This is a genomic window from Paenarthrobacter sp. RAF54_2, from assembly GCF_052113945.1.
Classification (GTDB): domain Bacteria; phylum Actinomycetota; class Actinomycetes; order Actinomycetales; family Micrococcaceae; genus Arthrobacter.
Map to the genome: position 1 here is coordinate 89954 of NZ_JBFRDV010000017.1, position 15843 is coordinate 105796.

Annotated in this window: 16 protein-coding genes; 6 read left to right on the forward strand and 10 right to left on the reverse strand. The window is 63.0% G+C overall.

Annotated elements, in window-relative coordinates:
- Positions 1–2: 2 nt before the first annotated feature.
- The 4 genes from AB4Y87_RS17760 to AB4Y87_RS17775 all read left to right on the forward strand — a co-directional run bounded on the left by AB4Y87_RS17760 (position 3) and on the right by AB4Y87_RS17775 (position 4325).
- Complete coding sequence (locus tag AB4Y87_RS17760) at positions 3–644, forward strand: GntR family transcriptional regulator (protein WP_442005619.1); 642 nt, start codon at positions 3–5, stop codon at positions 642–644.
- Positions 645–683: 39 nt separating this feature from the next.
- A complete protein-coding gene (locus AB4Y87_RS17765) occupies positions 684–2204 on the forward strand; it encodes an MmgE/PrpD family protein (RefSeq protein WP_442005620.1) in 1521 nt (506 codons plus the stop codon).
- The gene (prpB, locus tag AB4Y87_RS17770; RefSeq protein WP_442005621.1) at positions 2205–3110 is read left to right on the forward strand and encodes a methylisocitrate lyase; all 906 of its coding nucleotides are present in this window, start codon (positions 2205–2207) and stop codon (positions 3108–3110) included. It abuts the gene before it with no gap.
- A gap of 75 nt (positions 3111–3185) precedes the next feature.
- Positions 3186–4325: a bifunctional 2-methylcitrate synthase/citrate synthase gene (locus tag AB4Y87_RS17775; protein ID WP_442005622.1), complete on the forward strand. Its 1140-nt coding sequence runs from the start codon at positions 3186–3188 to the stop codon at positions 4323–4325.
- A 91-nt stretch (positions 4326–4416) separates the two neighbouring features.
- Here AB4Y87_RS17775 and AB4Y87_RS17780 read toward each other — a convergent pair whose 3' ends face one another.
- Positions 4417–4914, reverse strand: coding sequence for an 8-oxo-dGTP diphosphatase (locus tag AB4Y87_RS17780; protein ID WP_442005623.1), 498 nt, complete (start codon positions 4912–4914; stop codon positions 4417–4419).
- Positions 4915–5007: 93 nt separating this feature from the next.
- Between AB4Y87_RS17780 and AB4Y87_RS17785 the strand changes: the two genes are divergently transcribed.
- Positions 5008–5787: a hypothetical protein gene (locus AB4Y87_RS17785; RefSeq protein ID WP_442005624.1), complete on the forward strand. Its 780-nt coding sequence runs from the start codon at positions 5008–5010 to the stop codon at positions 5785–5787.
- Positions 5788–5811: 24 nt separating this feature from the next.
- On the opposite strand, the gene xerD is transcribed toward AB4Y87_RS17785, so the two are convergent.
- From xerD to AB4Y87_RS17830, 9 genes are all read right to left on the reverse strand, one after another.
- On the reverse strand, positions 5812–6771 hold the full coding sequence (gene xerD / locus AB4Y87_RS17790) for a site-specific tyrosine recombinase XerD (protein ID WP_442005639.1): 960 nt from the start codon (positions 6769–6771) through the stop codon (positions 5812–5814).
- Between the two features lie 2 nt (positions 6772–6773).
- Positions 6774–7436, reverse strand: coding sequence for an NUDIX domain-containing protein (locus AB4Y87_RS17795; protein ID WP_442005625.1), 663 nt, complete (start codon positions 7434–7436; stop codon positions 6774–6776).
- A gap of 49 nt (positions 7437–7485) precedes the next feature.
- Positions 7486–9231, reverse strand: a complete 1746-nt coding sequence (locus tag AB4Y87_RS17800) for a CTP synthase (protein ID WP_442005626.1) — start codon at positions 9229–9231, stop codon at positions 7486–7488.
- 146 nt (positions 9232–9377) lie between these two features.
- Positions 9378–11117: a DNA repair protein RecN gene (recN, locus tag AB4Y87_RS17805; protein ID WP_442005627.1), complete on the reverse strand. Its 1740-nt coding sequence runs from the start codon at positions 11115–11117 to the stop codon at positions 9378–9380.
- 3 nt (positions 11118–11120) lie between these two features.
- Positions 11121–12179: an NAD kinase gene (locus AB4Y87_RS17810; RefSeq protein ID WP_442005628.1), complete on the reverse strand. Its 1059-nt coding sequence runs from the start codon at positions 12177–12179 to the stop codon at positions 11121–11123.
- A gap of 13 nt (positions 12180–12192) precedes the next feature.
- Complete coding sequence (locus AB4Y87_RS17815) at positions 12193–13005, reverse strand: TlyA family RNA methyltransferase (RefSeq protein WP_442005629.1); 813 nt, start codon at positions 13003–13005, stop codon at positions 12193–12195.
- 3 nt (positions 13006–13008) lie between these two features.
- The gene (locus AB4Y87_RS17820; protein WP_442005630.1) at positions 13009–13272 is read right to left on the reverse strand and encodes a hypothetical protein; all 264 of its coding nucleotides are present in this window, start codon (positions 13270–13272) and stop codon (positions 13009–13011) included.
- Between the two features lie 9 nt (positions 13273–13281).
- Positions 13282–14268: an HAD-IIA family hydrolase gene (locus AB4Y87_RS17825; protein WP_442005631.1), complete on the reverse strand. Its 987-nt coding sequence runs from the start codon at positions 14266–14268 to the stop codon at positions 13282–13284.
- Positions 14261–15130, reverse strand: coding sequence for a hypothetical protein (locus AB4Y87_RS17830; RefSeq protein ID WP_442005632.1), 870 nt, complete (start codon positions 15128–15130; stop codon positions 14261–14263). Before AB4Y87_RS17830 ends, AB4Y87_RS17825 begins: the two co-directional genes overlap by 8 nt.
- Between AB4Y87_RS17830 and AB4Y87_RS17835 the strand changes: the two genes are divergently transcribed.
- A partial coding sequence (locus AB4Y87_RS17835; protein ID WP_442005633.1) for a hypothetical protein occupies positions 15119–15843 on the forward strand: 725 nt, incomplete at its 3' end. The two genes, AB4Y87_RS17830 and AB4Y87_RS17835, sit on opposite strands and share 12 nt — an antisense overlap.

Consider the following 15843-nt stretch of genomic DNA (forward strand, 5'->3'; position numbering starts at 1 on the left):
TCATGCGCGCCAGTGATCGGGCCTATGCGGCCCTCCGTGAAGACATCATTGAGTGGCGCCTTCGGCCCGGCACGGTCCTCGCGGAAGTAGAACAGTCCGAGCGGCTGGGGGTTTCCCGCACGCCGGTGCGGGAGGCGTTGAGCCGGCTGATGGCTGAGGGATTGACGACGGCGGCAGGCGGCCGCGGCGTCGTCGTGACCGATATCTCGCTGGACAGCATCGACGAACTGTTCGAATTGCGCGAAACACTCGAAGTCAGGGCCGCAGCGTTGGCGGCGCAGCGCGGAGAGCCGGGCGTCTTCGCCGAACTGCACGCGCAGCTGCTCAGTGCGCCGGAACTGCTCAGCGAGAAGGATCCTGGCCGGCACGACTACTACGCGTTGGTTAGCCGGCTCGATGAGGCCATCGATGCTGCGATCTCCAACTCCTACCTTGCCCAGGCGATGCGGAGCCTTCGCGTGCATCTGGTCCGGGTGCGCCGGCTGGCAGCCGATGACGCCGCCAGGCTCCATGCCGCAGCCGCAGAACATGCGGCCATTGCCGAAGCGATCGCCGCAGGGAATCCCCGGCTGGCCGAAGCAGCCACCACACTTCATTTGCACCGCAGCCTTACCCACGTCAAAGCCGCTCATGTGGCCCGCTAAAGACCTTGCCTAGAACCACCCCTGCCTAGAAGGAGCACCATGGTTAAGAACCACCACGTCCGCGTTTACAAGTCCGAAGAGAACCTCCCGCGTGAGGAGCAGTTGGCGCATAAGATCGCCGTGGTCGCCGCCGACCCCGTCGACGTCACTCCCGAGGTCACGGATATGGTGATCAACCGGATCATCGACAACGCGTCGGTGGCCATTGCCTCGTTGAACCGGGCCCCGATTGTCGCAGCACGTGCCCAGGCATTGACGCATGGGCCGTCCACGAACGGCAAGGGCGGCAACGTTTTCGGTATCACGGAACGGGTATCCCCCGAATGGGCTGCCTGGGCAAACGGGGTAGCCGTGCGCGAACTGGATTACCACGACACGTTCCTGGCCGCGGACTACTCCCACCCCGGGGATAACATCCCGCCGATCCTCTCCGTCGCCCAGCACGTCGGTGCCAGCGGTGCCGACCTGGTCCGCGGCATCGCCACCGGGTATGAGATCCAGGTGAACCTGGTCAAGGCCATCTGCCTGCACAAGCACAAGATCGACCACGTCGCCCACCTCGGCCCCTCCGCCGCAGCCGGGATCGGCACGTTGTTGGGCCTGGATGTTGAGACGATCTTCCAGTCCGTGGGCCAGGCCCTGCACACCACCACCGCCACCCGGCAGTCCCGCAAGGGCGAAATCTCCACCTGGAAGGCCCACGCCCCGGCCTTCGCGGGCAAGATGGCCGTCGAAGCAGTGGACCGTTCCATGCGCGGACAGACCTCCCCGGTGCCGATCTACGAAGGCGAAGACGGCGTGATCGCCTGGATGCTGGACGGTCCGGACGCCGCCTACGAGGTCCCTCTGCCGCTGCCCGGTGAAGCCAAGCGCGCCATCCTGGACACCTACACCAAGGAACACTCCGCCGAGTACCAGGCCCAGGCGTGGATCGACCTCGCCCGCAAGCTCAACCGCGAGCACCCCGAAACCACCGATCCTGCAAATGTGAAGTCGGTGCTGATCAAGACCAGCCACCACACCCACTACGTGATCGGTTCCGGCGCGAACGATCCCCAGAAGTACTCCCCCACAGCGTCCCGCGAAACCCTGGACCACTCCATCCCGTACATCTTCACCGTCGCCCTGCAGGACGGCGCCTGGCACCACGTGGATTCCTACGCCCCCGAACGCGCCGCCCGTCCGGACACCGTGGAACTGTGGCAGAAGGTCACCACGGTGGAAGACCCGGAATGGACCCGCCGCTACCACTCCCTCGACATCGCAGAGAAAGCCTTCGGCGGTTCCGTGGAAATCACCCTCACGGACGGAACCGTGATCACTGATGAGATCGCCGTGGCCGATGCGCACCCGCTCGGTGCCCGGCCGTTCGCCCGTGAGCAGTACATCAACAAGTTCCGCACGCTTGCTGCCGGTCTGGTCGAGGAGGCCGAAATCGAACGGTTCCTCACCGCCGTCGAACGCGTCACCGAACTGTCCGCAGGCGAACTGGACCAGCTGAACATCACCGCAGCCCCCGGCGTGATCGACCTCGCGGCAGCTCCGAAGGGACTGTTCTAAATGCTGTACTCCAAAACCACACCCGAACAGAAGAGACTGAAGCTGCGGGAACTGCTGGCCTCCGGGACCGTGCACCAGTTCCCCGGGGCGTTCAACCCGCTCTCGGCACGGCTGATCGAGGAAAAAGGCTTCGCCGGGGTCTACATCTCCGGCGCGGTCCTGGCCAACGACCTCGGCCTGCCCGACATCGGCCTGACCACCCTCACCGAAGTCGCCACGAGGGCAGGCCAGATCGCCCGCATGACCGACCTGCCCTCCCTCGTTGACGCGGACACCGGCTTCGGCGAACCCATGAACGTGGCCCGCACCATCCAGGAACTCGAAAACGCAGGCCTGGCCGGCTGCCACATCGAAGACCAGTTCAACCCCAAACGCTGCGGCCACCTGGACGGCAAAAACGTCGTCGACATCGACACCGCCACCAAACGCATCCGCGCCGCAGCAGACGCACGCCGGGACCGGAACTTCCTCATCATGGCCCGCACCGATATCCGCGCCGTCGATGGAATCCAAGCAGCCCAGGACCGCGCCAAAGCCCTCGTGGACGCCGGAGCCGACGCGATCTTCCCCGAAGCCATGGCCGATTTGAGCGAATTCCAGGCCATCCGGGACGCCGTGGACGTGCCCATCCTGGCCAACATGACCGAGTTCGGCAAAAGCGAACTCTTCACCGTGGACCAACTCCAAAGCGTCGGAGTCAACATGGTCATCTACCCCGTTACCCTCCTCCGCATTGCCATGGGCGCTGCAGAGCGTACGCTGGAATCGATTAAGGCTGCGGGGACTCAAGAGGCACAAGTGGAAAACATGCTCACGCGTGCGCGCCTCTACGAACTCGTGGATTACGAGGCCTACAACCAGTTCGATACCGGCGTTTTCAACTTCCAGGTTCCTGGCATCCGCTAGGTCCGGGAATCACCAAGGGGACAGCAGGCACTCCGGCAAACCGGGGCGCTTGCATAATGAACGAAGGAGTTCAGCATGGCTGCTGAAGACATTAAAAAAGGCCTTGCCGGCGTCGTGGTGGACTACACCGCCGTCTCGAAGGTCAACCCGGACACCAACTCGCTGCTGTACCGGGGATACCCGGTCCAGGAACTGGCCGCCAAGTGCAGCTTCGAAGAAGTTGCCTACCTGCTATGGAACGGCGAACTGCCCGACGATGCCCAACTGGCTGAATTTGTTGCCCGCGAACGCGCGGGGCGTGCCCTGGACCCTGTGGTCAAGTCAGTTATAGACACGTTGCCCACCACGTCACATCCCATGGATGTTTGCCGTACAGCAGCTTCCGTGCTGGGAGCCCGGCACGAGCTGGCCGAGGACTCATCGCCCGATGCCAACATGAAGAAGGCGATTGACCTCTGGGCTGCGATGCCTGCCGTCGTGGCCTATGACCAGCGCCGCCGACGCGGCCAGGAGCCCATGGAACCGCGGGAGGACCTGGACTACTCGGCCAACTTCCTGTGGATGACCTTCGGCGAAGAAGCAGTGGTGGAGGTTGTGGAGGCATTCAACGTCTCGATGATCCTGTACGCGGAGCACTCCTTCAACGCCTCCACGTTCACAGCCCGCGTAGTCACCTCCACGCTCTCGGATCTGCATTCGGCCGTGACCGCTGCCATCGGCGCCCTCAAAGGCCCGCTGCACGGCGGCGCCAACGAGGCCGTCATGCACACATTCGATGAGATCGGCATCCGCAGCGAAGAATCCATGGAGGAAGCCGCCGTACGGGCCCGGGCATGGATGGAAGACGCCCTGGCACAGAAGAAGAAGGTCATGGGCTTCGGGCACCGCGTCTACAAGCACGGCGACTCCCGGGTACCCACTATGAAAGCGGCCCTGGACAAGATGATCGCCCACTACGGACGGCCCGAACTCCTGGGACTCTACAACGGACTCGAGCAGGCCATGGACGAAGCCAAAGCCATCAAGCCCAACCTCGATTACCCCGCCGGCCCCACGTACCACCTCATGGGCTTCGATACGCAGACGTTCACCCCATTGTTCGTCGCCAGCCGGATCACCGGCTGGACAGCACACATCATGGAACAGTTTGCCTCGAATTCCCTTATCCGTCCGCTCAGCGAATACAACGGACCCGAAGAGCGGCACGTGCCGTAGCCTCTTGGCGCTCGGGCGCTAAGGAAGCAGACGACGGCGGGTCGGTCACCGAAAGGCGACCGGCCCGCCGTCGTACGCTGGGAAACCTTTTCTACTGCTCGGTTCCGATCCAATCGATGGTGTGGACTTTGGCCACGCTCTCGTTATCGGCAGCCAGGTCCACTCGAACTGCGATCCGCTGCCCGGAAATCATCGCGGGGAGCCAATGCTCGGCGTCGGCCCACATCCGTTCCACCGGTAGCTTGGACACTGGGAACCATTCCGGCGCGATCTCATCGCTTTCAACCGGTTCACCCTCCCAAATCCGCGTCAGGTACACAGTGGTGGCCATGTTCCATTCCGGTCTGCCGGGAAACACGAAATCGATGATGCCGGCAGGGATGAGGTCCGCCGCCTGGACCACCACGCTGATCTCCTCCATGACCTCGCGGCACACCGCCTGGATTGCGGTCTCCCCCGGTTCCACGTGCCCACCCACGCCCACCACTTTGCCGCGCCCAAAACCGGTCTTCTTGGTGCCGAGGAGGACGTGTTCCCCGTCCTCGTCATCGCGGAGGAGGAAGCACAGTGTCACATGGGCTGCTGTCATGCTGCCTACCTTAACCCGATCTCCTCTACCAAGGCTGGCATTGCGACGGTCAGCCCAATTGCTACCGTGAGCCCAGTTGCCTACAGTGAGCCCATGAACGAAGGTGGCGGCGAAGCGCGCGCCGAGACGCAGGCGCAGGCCATCAATCACGCTGCGAAGCCCCAGGCAGCGGAAGATGTCGAAACAGTTCCTGTGGCCGAGTCACCAGCACACGTCCGAGCCGGGCAGGAGCGCGATGCCTGGCTGCCCCGTTGGGTGGTAGCGCATCCGCTATACGTCGGCTGGGCCTGGACGGTGGTGTGGGCCGGGCTCATTGTTCTGGATGAAGTGGTGGACCTGGCCGGATGGACCTGGTATTTGCTGGTCCTCGCCGCTGCTTTGCCAACGCTGCTGTCCACGCTGGCTGTGCTGCATGCCACGCCCCGCAGCCACCTCAAGGCAGTGGATGCCACTGTCCTGGGCCATTTTTTCGTCCGCTTCCTCGCCCTGGTAGTGGCCTTCATGGTGTGGGCCGCCTCTGTGGTGATGAGTGCTTCCATCTCGACCACCGTGCAAACCGTCATCGGCGACTCCGAAAAGGAGGTGACCGCACTCGGCTTCAACCTCATGCTGGCTTCGGTCCCGCTGGTGCTCTCTGTCCTGTGGATGGCGTTCATAGTGCGGTGCGCCTGGTTCCTCCGCCGGCTACGCGGTTGGCGGCAAATACCCCTGAAGACGCGGGTACCCAAAAAGTTCCTCAAGGGTCAGCCACGGCTGAAGCGGGTGGTCGTGGGGCTGGCCCACCCCGGGCTCTTGCTGGTGGCCGGATTGGGGACGTCGCTGCTGGCCTTGTTCGTCGATGCCGTGGAATTGACGTTCAGTGTCCTGGACTAGTTGCGGCTCCTGCCGACCGCAGGTTCAGCCGAGCGCCCTGGGATGGGCAGCAGCGTAAACTTCCCGCAAAGTATCGGCCGTGACCAACGTGTAGACCTGGGTGGTGGTCACCGACGCGTGCCCCAACAGCTCCTGGACTACGCGCACGTCAGCCCCGCCTTCCAGAAGATGCGTGGCAAAAGAGTGCCGCAAGGTGTGTGGCGAAACATCCTTGGTGATGTTTGCCTTCTCCGCGGCAGTCTTGAGGATTGTCCAGGCACTTTGCCTGCTGATCCTGCCGCCACGGGCATTCAGGAACAAGGCGGGAGTGCCCTTGCCCTTGGATGCCAGCAGTGGCCTTCCCCGGACCACGTAGGCTCCGACGGCGCGTGCACCGTAAGAGCCCAAAGGAACCAACCGCTCCTTGGAACCTTTGCCGAAGAGCCTGACGATTGCAGGTTCGCCACCGGCGTGCTCCAGGGATACATCGTCAACGTCCAGCCCTACGGCCTCGCTGATGCGCGCACCGGTGGAGTAGAGAAATTCAAGCAAGGCCCGGTCCCTCAGGCCGGTCGCAGAGTCCGAACCCGCAGCTTCAAGGATCCGCGTTACTTCACCAACGCTGATGGCTTTCGGAAGCCGTTTGCCCGGCATCGGCGGGTGGACATCGCTGGCGGGATCCGACGTCGTGGTTCCCTCAAGGGCCCAAAACTTGTGGAGCCCCCGCACGGCCACGATGGTTCTGGCGGCAGAGCGGACGCCGAGGGCCGCAGCCCCATCGGAGCCGTCGGACAAGGCCTGGGCAAAGGCGGTGACATGATGCCGGGTGATGTCTCCGGGCCGTTCCGCGCCTTGGCTGGCCAGGAAGTTCGAATAGCGGGCAAGGTCACGGCGATAGGCAGCCAAGGTGTTGGCAGCCAGGCCACGTTCCACCCCGACGTGCTGGAGGTAGTCCGTAACTCCGCGATCAATGCCGTTTGCGGTGCGGGTGGCGGCCTCGGCCATTCTCAGCGCTGGCTCGGGTGCGCGGGCCACGGCGCGTCAGCGGGGCGCAGGCTGGAAAAGCCATCGGCCTTCGCGGCGGCGGCTGCAAGGATTCCCAGGACCGCGGACGGATTGTGCAGGCGCCCTTCCAGGACCGCTTTCACGGCGTCGTCGAGCGGAATCCAGTGGAACTCAATTTCTGACTCTTCGTCCGTGCGGACATGCAGGTCAGCGTCGGGAACAGCGCTCAGCCCACGAGCCAGATAGATGCGAACAGCCTCGCTGGAGGATCCCGGAGAGTTGAAGAAGTCCACCAGGACATTCCACGTGGCCGCAACAAGATCAGCTTCCTCAGCGAGCTCCCTGGCAGCACCCACGACGAAATCCTCGCCCTCAATGTCCAGCAAGCCCGCGGGGATTTCCCAGAGGTCCATACCAACGGGGTGCCTGTACTGCTTCAGGAGCAGGATTTCGCCGTCAACGTTCATGGGCAGCACGGCCACCGCCCCAGGGTGGTCGATGTAATCCCGGACCAGGGTGTCCGTATCCTCGCTGAGCTGGAAGGCGTCGCTGACCACATCCCAGATACGGCCTTCGTAGACCTTGCTGGTGGACAAAAGACGGCGCGGGCTCGGCATATCCGAAACCTGCCTTGAGGTGCTGGGGGTTTCAGAAATGCCGGGCATCGCGCCGTCCTTCGTTAGTGCTTGCGTTTACCGTTTACTTGGCAGCTGCTTACTTGGCAGCTACCGCGCGGGCACCCGTCTTGGTTCCCACAACGGCGCCTTCACGACGCTCCAAGGCAGCCTTCACCAGGCCTGCGAAGAGCGGGTGCGGGCGCGTYGGGCGGGAGCTGAGCTCGGGGTGTGCCTGCGTCGCGACGTAGTACGGGTGCACTTCGCGGGGAAGTTCAACGTACTCAACCAGCTTGCCGTCAGGAGAGGTACCCGAGAAGACCAGGCCCTCCGCCGCGATCTGGTCACGATACTTGTTGTTAACCTCGTAGCGGTGGCGGTGGCGTTCGCTCACTGAAGTGGTGCCGTACGTCTCTGCGACTACGGAGCCCTCGTCCAGCTTGGCTTCGTAGAGTCCCAGGCGCATGGTGCCGCCGAGGTCTCCCTTGCCTTCCACAATGTCCAGCTGCTCCTCCATAGTGGCGATAACCGGGTACTTGGAGTCCGGCTCGAACTCACTGGACGAGGCGCCTTCCAGGCCAACCACGTTGCGGGCGTACTCGATCACCATGCACTGAAGGCCAAGGCACAGGCCCAGAACCGGGAGTTTGGATTCGCGGGCAAACTTCAACGCGCCCAACTTGCCCTCCAGGCCACGGATGCCGAAGCCTCCCGGCACGCAGATGGCGTCGACGCCGGCAAGGGACTTGGTGGCGCCTGCAAGTGTTTCGCACTCGTCAGAGGGGACCCAGCGGATCTTGACTTTGGCTTCATTCGCGAACCCACCTGCACGGAGGGCCTCGGTCACCGAAAGGTAAGCATCGGGAAGATCGATGTACTTGCCCACCAGGGCGATCTCGACCTCATGCTTGGGGTTGTGGACAGCTTCGAGCAGCTTGTCCCACTTGCTCCAGTCGACGTCCTTGAACGGCAGGTCCAGTGCACGGACGATGTAGGAGTCCAGGCCTTGGGAGTGCAGCGTCTTGGGGATGTCGTAGATGCTGGGTGCGTCAGCGGCGTTGACGACGGCGTCGATATCGACGTCGCACATGCGGCCGATTTTCTCGCGCATGGCGTCCGGCACTTCGCGGTCCGAACGGATCACGATGGCTTCGGGCTGGATACCGATGGAACGAAGGGCTGCCACGGAGTGCTGCGTCGGCTTGGTCTTCAGTTCCTGGGAAGGCCCGATGTACGGAACCAGGGATACGTGGAGGAAGAAGACATTGTTTCGGCCGATGTCCTGGCGCACCTGGCGGGCCGACTCAAGGAAGGGCTGCGATTCGATGTCGCCCACCGTGCCACCGATTTCGGTGATGATGACATCCGGAGCGTTCTTGCCTTCGGCGGGAAGGCGCATGCGGCGCTTGATTTCATCCGTGATGTGCGGGATGACCTGAACGGTGTCTCCAAGGTATTCACCACGGCGTTCCTTTGCGATGACCGTGGAGTAGATCTGGCCTGTTGTGACGTTGGCCGAACCTTCGAGGTTTTCATCGAGGAAGCGCTCGTAGTGTCCGATGTCGAGGTCGGTTTCGGCGCCATCATCAGTCACGAAAACTTCGCCGTGCTGGAAGGGATTCATCGTGCCCGGATCCACGTTCAAATAGGGATCGAGCTTCTGCATAGTTACAGACAAACCGCGTGCCCGCAGCAGGTGGCCGAGGCTGGAAGCCGTCAGACCCTTACCGAGCGAGGACGCCACACCACCGGTGACGAAGATGTGTTTGGTCGTCTTGGACGAGCCCGGGAACCGGGAATTTACACGGGAATTTGATCGCTGCACCACGGAATTCGAGCTTATCATCAATTACGCCTTCCAAGCGTCCGTCCGGATTCCCCAAATGGTCAATAGTTGCCCAAGACCATGCCTGCAATCAAGAGCCGGGCGGGACCAAGTGCACGGATGTGATAGTGGTCGCAGTCCTTAATCAGCCCCGTGCCGAGAATTTCCTAGGCCCTCTGGGGAAGCAATTTCGCATCGTCCAACAATTCCTGCGCGTGTGCCTGGGCAGATTCTGAGTCCTCCTGCCCGGCCAACATACGGGCAAGCTCCTTCACGCGCTCGTCGTCGTCCAGCAGTTGCACATCGCTGGAGGTGAATCCGGTGGACGTTTTTCCGTCGGCGCCCCGAACTGAGGTTTTGGTAACACGGATGTGCTGATCAGCGAAGGCGGCAACCTGCGGCAGGTGCGTCACCACGAGGACCTGGACGTGGCGGGCCAACATGGCCAGCCGGCGCCCGATCTCGACGGCGGCCCGTCCACCCACTCCGGCGTCCACCTCGTCAAAGACGAATGTAGGAACAGGATCCACCGCCGCGAGCACCACCTCGATGGCCAGCATCACCCTTGAGAGTTCACCGCCGGAGGCTCCCTTGCCCAGTGGACGCGCCGGAGCGCCAGAGTGTGGTTGGAGGAGGAAGGCTATCTCGTCAGTCCCCCAGGGGCCAAGCGATCCGCTGTCCTCTATCTGGATGATCAATGTGGCATCCGCCATCGCCAAAGCCTTCAACTCTGCACTCACGCGGGCTGAGAGGTCCTTGGCCGCCTTCAGCCGGGCCTTGCTGATCGCTGCGGCCTGCTTGCGCAGGGTAGCTTCGCTCGAAGCCACCTCGGCATCCAAGGATTCGATGCGGCTTGAATCGTCCTGCAGCTCGTCCAAACGCATCCGGGCAGTGGCCGACCACTCCAGCACCTCATCGATGCTGGGGGCGTACTTGCGGATCAGTTTGGCCAAGGCTGCGCGGCGTTCCTCAATTTCAGAGAGCCGCTCCGGGCCTTCAGTGTCCAATGCAGCTTGGTAGCTGGACAAGTCAGCGGCGATATCGTTCAGCAGGAAGCCAACTTCTGCAAGACGTGCAGCAGCGGCCCCCAACGCCTCATCATGTTCTGCAACGTGCTCCAGCGTCCGCTTGGCCGCATCCACCATCGATGTGGCATCGCCGGCATCGCCGAATTCCTCGGCGATGAGCGACTCATGTGCCGCTGCCGCTGCGAGCCGGAGTTCTTCAACGTTGGCAAGCTTTACGGCCTCAGCCTTGAGGGTCTCATCCTCACCAGGCTGGGGATCCACGTCATCGATCTCTTTGAGAGCGGCGTCCAGCGATTCCGCCTCACGAAGCCGTTCCCGCGCTTCGCTGCGAAGTGTCTCCAGCTCGGCCTGAATGGACTTCCAGTGGTTGTACAGATCCTGGTACTCCCCCAGAACCTTGGCCAGCGCTGCACCAGCGAAGCGATCCAGGGCGTGTCGCTGTGCCGTAGCGCTTTTCAGCCGGATCTGGTCCGACTGTCCATGCACCACCACCAGGCTCTCCCCAAGTTCGGCCAGAACCCCTACCGGTGCCGCCCGTCCCCCAACGTAAGCCCGGCTGCGGCCATCGGCACCAACGGTGCGGGCCAGCAGGAGTTCAGCGACGCCGTCGAACTCCTCCGCCTCACCGCCGGCCTCCTTGGCCCGCTCTACGGCGCTGTGGCCTGGATCAAGCTTCAGGACCGCCTCCGCAGAGGCAGATTTGGCGCCGCTCCGGACTGCGCCGGCGTCCGAACGGGCACCCAGGAGGAGCCCGACGGCGGTCACCACCATGGTCTTGCCGGCACCAGTTTCACCGGTTACGACGCTGAGGCCGGGCCCTAGCGGCAGGGCGGCATCGGTGATGACACCGAGATCACGGATTCGGAGTTCTTCAAGCATGCTTCACTTCGCATTCGTGGGGTCGGATGGCTCACCGTGCCCCGGGTTCAGGGACGTTTCGGTATCCCGGAGATCACTCGCGTCCCGGGGGGTAGGCAAAGGAGCCGGTGAAAGTGTTCGAATCACGGGGATGGGGCCGGTGTGGACTTCCCCTGAGCGGGGAGCCGGACCACGCCAGCCGTGGATGGGAAGCTGGAACTTGCGCACAAGCCGTGCCGAGAAAGGAGTCTTATGTGTCCGTGCCAGGCGTACGGGCGTGGCTGAGCGGGTCACCTCAACACGGGCCCCCGGAGGCAAGTCAACGGAGCGCCTGCCATCACACCAAAGGACGCCCAAGGCATCCGTCCGGTTCATGATTTCCACAGCCAGCTTGGATCGCGGAGACACCACCAAGGGTTTGGCAAAAAGGGCGTGGGCGCTGATCGGCACAATGACGAGGGCTTCCACTTCAGGCCACACCACCGGCCCACCAGACGAAAACGCGTACGCCGTCGATCCCGTTGGCGTCGCAAGGACCACGCCATCACAGCCGAACGAGGTCAACGGCCGTTCATCCACCTCAGTGACGACTTCCAGCATCCGTTCTCGATTGGCCTTCTCAATCGCGGCCTCGTTCAAGGCCCAGGTATGCCAGATCTTCTGGCCCTTGATCCACACCTGGACATCGATCGTCATGCGCTCTTCGACGGTGTACTGGCGACTCGCGATCCATTCAACCGTCTGCGCCAGATCAGCACGTTCGCTCTCTGCAAGGAAGCCCACATGGCCGAGGTTGACGCCCAGCAAGGGAACGTCCACCTCCCGGACCAGCTCCGCCGCGCGCAGGATTGTTCCGTCGCCACCAAGGACCATCACCAATTCCACGTCTTCCAGACTCACGTCGTCGTGGAGGATCTCAATGGGGGTATCAACGGCACCAAAGAAGCGCTCGACATCTGCCAATTCTGACTTCTGAAGGACCGGCACCAGGCCCGACGAGTGCAATTGCGTACAAGCATCCCACGCCGCCCGGAGCGATTCCTCCCGCCCTGTGTGGGCAAGGACAAGTACATGCCTGCTCATCGGGTTCTGCTTTCTAGTCGTTTGGCCAGAGGTTCTTTATCAATGCAGCAACGTCCTCGTCCCGCTCTACGATCTTAGGCAACACAGCGGACATCCTGCGCTTCATCCACAGGAAGTACTCAACATTTCCGTCCTGGCCCGGAAGTGGACTTGCCGCCAGGCCATGAAGTTGCAGCCCCGCATCAACTGCAGCGCGGGCAACCTGGGCCACCGCCCGGCGTCGTTCATTCTCGGAAGACACGACGCCCGTGCGGCTTAGCCGCTCCTTGCCGACTTCAAACTGCGGCTTGACCATCAGGACAAGGTCTCCGCCAGGTTCCGTGCAGGCAGCAAGGGGGCCCAGGACCAACGTCAGGGAAATGAAGGACAGGTCTGCGACAGTCAGGCTTGCGGTGCCACCGATCTGGTCCGGCGTCATATACCTGACATTGAGCCCCTCATGGACCACCACCCGGGGATCATCGCGGAGCAGCGGCACCAGTTGGCCATGCCCGACGTCGACCGCCACCACTTGCGCGGCTCCCTGCCGAAGCAGCACGTCCGTGAAGCCGCCAGTGGAGGCTCCGGCGTCGAGACACCGGCGACCGGATACTGCTACCGCCGGAAACGCGGCCAGCGCGCCGGCCAGTTTGTGCCCGGCGCGGCTCACGTAAATGTCCTCAAGGTGGGATTGGACGTCCAGGTCTGTGTCGGCGTCCACTTGCTGGGCCGCTTTGGCGAAGACAACCCCGCCTGAACTCACCTTGCCGTCGCTAATGAGCTTGGCAGCGTGCGTCCGGGACCTCGCCAGCCCACGGGTGACGAGTTCCTGATCAAGTCTTGCCATTCGCTAATTCTCGCCTTCCGGGCGGGTACGAGCGGTATCCCGGTCCACTACCGGCGGCAGGCCGGGCTCAGCATCCAGAGCCTCCAGGAGGGAGTCATGAATTGCCGTGTACAACCCAGCGTGGTCTGCCACCGGAGCCCCATGAACGCCCTCCAACAAGCCAAGGGCGCGGTCCACAGGGACGTCGCCGGTGGCTTCAAGAGCCTCTGGCCAGCGCACAGGGGGCCGTTCAGCCTCAGCTTCCGGGTAATTGTTGGCCTCGGTCATCGCACCAGTCTAGTGAGTTCGCCATTCCAGCTGGGGCGCCTGAGCTACAGCAGTGTCCGGAACCTCAGCCCACCATGCCGCGCAGGCAGCACGCCACGCGTCGAGGTCATCCTTATTCCCGGTCAACGTGACCTTGCCATCCTCAGCAACTGCTGACGCTGCACCGCAACGGTAAGTGCCGGCGTCGTTGACGATTTCCGGGTAAGGGGCGTAAAGGTCCCCCAAGTCTGCCAAAAGGTAGTCCGGACGCTCTTCCGTCCGGGCAGCCAGAATCGACAGCGTCGTATCGACGCCGGTGAGTACCGCCGCCGTCGAAAATCCCGCACGGTTGCCGCCCAGGATGTCCGTATCCAAACGGTCCCCCACCACCAAAGGGCGATCAGACTTCAAGCGCTTGGCCGCAGCATGGAACAACGGCGCCTCCGGTTTACCGGCCACCATCGGCGTCTTGCCCGTTGCGGCCGCAACTGCGGCAACGAGAGTACCGTTGCCAGGAGCCATACCGCGCGCCTGCGGGATCGACATATCCGTGTTGGTCGCAAACCACTGGGCGCCACCGGCAACAACATAGGAGGCCTCAGCGAGGTCCTTCCAGCCGATCTCAGGGTTGAAGCCCTGGACAACAGCTACCGGCGATTCCGCCGCACTATGCACGGGCTTGAGGCCCACCAGTTCGATCTCGTGGGCCAACGCCGCGCTGCCGGTAATGAGCACGTGAGCCCCCGCAGGCAGCATGGAAGCAAGCAGCTCCCCGGCAGCCTGCGAAGAACTGACCACCTGGTGATCCTCCGCAGGAGCCCCCAGTTCCCGCAAGTGCGCAGCAACCTGGGCGGGAGTACGCGAGGCGTTGTTCGTCACGTAACCCAAGCCGACGCCTACGGTCTCCAGGCGCTGCAGCGACTCCACAGCCCCGGGAATTGCATGGGGACCTGCGTAAACGACACCATCAAGATCGGAAAGAACCGCGTCAAAGGACGAAATGAGTGAATCAGCCATGCTGGGAGTCAGTGCCCTGTTCCTCGGTGGATTCCGTGTGTGCTACTGCTTCCTCGGCTTCTTCTGATTCGTCAGCTTCTTCGGCTTCGTCAGCTGAATCAATGTCCGACTCGGCGTCGTCCGACTCGAAGTAGTCCGACTCTGCATCATCAATGTCAACGTCGTCGTGTTCGGCGTCTGCAGCAGCCGCCTCCGCGATCACCGTTTCGCTTTCCGCCCTCACGACGTCGGAATCCTCGCCGCGCTTCTCGAAGCGTGGCTTCCGTGCAGCCGCTGCTTCTTCCTGCTCGTCCCAGCCGAGGTCAAGAATTTCCGGTTCGGCGAAGTCACCAACGCCGAGGGCATTCTCAGCTACCAGTGCCTGACGAGCCCACTTTTCGGCTTCCTCAGTGCGACCCACAGCAGTCAGTGCTTCTGCATACGCGCGGAACAGACGGGGGCTGTAAGAGAATGCCCTGTTAATGTCCAGCTGCGGGATCTCAAGCTCGGCTACAGCAGCATCAAGTTGGTTGAGGTCAGCACGGGCGCCCGAAGCCACAATCGCCAGCTCTACCTTGCCCGGAGCATCCAGGTCCTGCGCTTCAGGAGACCGGACCATGTCCAGTGCACGGTCAGGGCGGCCAAGGCCACGCTCACAGTCCGCCATGACGGGCAGATGAACGTTGGATCCGCTGATGCGGCGGTACGTACGGAATTCGCGCAGCGCTTCGCCATAGTGACCTGCAGCGTAAGCCGTCAAGCCAACAGCTTCCCGGACAGCCGACAGCCGACCACCCCTGCGACTGGCGGCCAAAGCGTGTTGGAAGGCCAGCTCCGGCTCGATGTCGATCAGGCGACCGGCCATGACCAGGTGCTTCGCCACCCAGCCTGCGCTCTGCTCTTCGAGGGTCTTGATCTGGTGCCCGGTGGCGCGGTCAAGTTCCTTGCCCGTGACATCCTCATCGATCTCCGGAGAACGTTCGCGGTCAGGGCGGTTGGCGCTGCGAATGTCCTTCGCGTTGGGAACGCGGGCGGGACGGTCTTCCCAGGAGTTGGCACGGTCATTGTTGAACGGACGACGCTCGCCACCACGCTCGGGACGGTCACCAAACGGCTTACGCTCGCCACGATCATTGCTGAACGGACGACGCTCCTCGCCATCACGCCGCGGGCCATCAAAGTTCCGCGGGCCACGCTCAGGGCGGCTACCGAACGGCTTACGCTCGCCACGGTCATTGTTGAACGGACGACGCTCACCACCACGCTCGGGACGGTCACCAAACGGCTTACGCTCGCCGCGATCGCTGTTGAACGGACGACGCTCACCATCGCGCGCGGGACGGTCACCACGGTCATTGTTGAAGGGACGACGTTCCTCGCCATCACGACGGGGGCCATCAAAGTTCCGGGGACCACGCTCGGGGCGGTCACCGAAGGGTTTACGCTCGCCACGGTCGCTGTTGAACGGACGACGCTCACCATCACGGGCCGGACGATCACCACGGTCACCGAACGGCTTACGATCACGATCGCCACCGAAGGAACGACGCTCACCATCGCGGGGCGGGCGGTCGCCGAAGGGCTTACGCTCGCCAC

Excerpts from the sequence above, each read along its gene's own strand:
- AB4Y87_RS17760 (WP_442005619.1), top strand. The coding sequence starts at position 3 with ATGCGCGCCAGTGATCGGGCCTATGCGGCCCTCCGTGAAGACATCATT.
- AB4Y87_RS17765 (WP_442005620.1), top strand. The coding sequence starts at position 684 with ATGGTTAAGAACCACCACGTCCGCGTTTACAAGTCCGAAGAGAACCTC.
- prpB (WP_442005621.1), top strand. The coding sequence starts at position 2,205 with ATGCTGTACTCCAAAACCACACCCGAACAGAAGAGACTGAAGCTGCGG.
- AB4Y87_RS17775 (WP_442005622.1), top strand. The coding sequence starts at position 3,186 with ATGGCTGCTGAAGACATTAAAAAAGGCCTTGCCGGCGTCGTGGTGGAC.
- AB4Y87_RS17780 (WP_442005623.1), bottom strand. The coding sequence starts at position 4,914 with ATGACAGCAGCCCATGTGACACTGTGCTTCCTCCTCCGCGATGACGAG.
- AB4Y87_RS17785 (WP_442005624.1), top strand. The coding sequence starts at position 5,008 with ATGAACGAAGGTGGCGGCGAAGCGCGCGCCGAGACGCAGGCGCAGGCC.
- xerD (WP_442005639.1), bottom strand. The coding sequence starts at position 6,771 with ATGGCCGAGGCCGCCACCCGCACCGCAAACGGCATTGATCGCGGAGTT.
- AB4Y87_RS17795 (WP_442005625.1), bottom strand. The coding sequence starts at position 7,436 with ATGCCCGGCATTTCTGAAACCCCCAGCACCTCAAGGCAGGTTTCGGAT.
- recN (WP_442005627.1), bottom strand. The coding sequence starts at position 11,117 with ATGCTTGAAGAACTCCGAATCCGTGATCTCGGTGTCATCACCGATGCC.
- AB4Y87_RS17810 (WP_442005628.1), bottom strand. The coding sequence starts at position 12,179 with ATGAGCAGGCATGTACTTGTCCTTGCCCACACAGGGCGGGAGGAATCG.
- AB4Y87_RS17815 (WP_442005629.1), bottom strand. The coding sequence starts at position 13,005 with ATGGCAAGACTTGATCAGGAACTCGTCACCCGTGGGCTGGCGAGGTCC.
- AB4Y87_RS17820 (WP_442005630.1), bottom strand. The coding sequence starts at position 13,272 with ATGACCGAGGCCAACAATTACCCGGAAGCTGAGGCTGAACGGCCCCCT.
- AB4Y87_RS17825 (WP_442005631.1), bottom strand. The coding sequence starts at position 14,268 with ATGGCTGATTCACTCATTTCGTCCTTTGACGCGGTTCTTTCCGATCTT.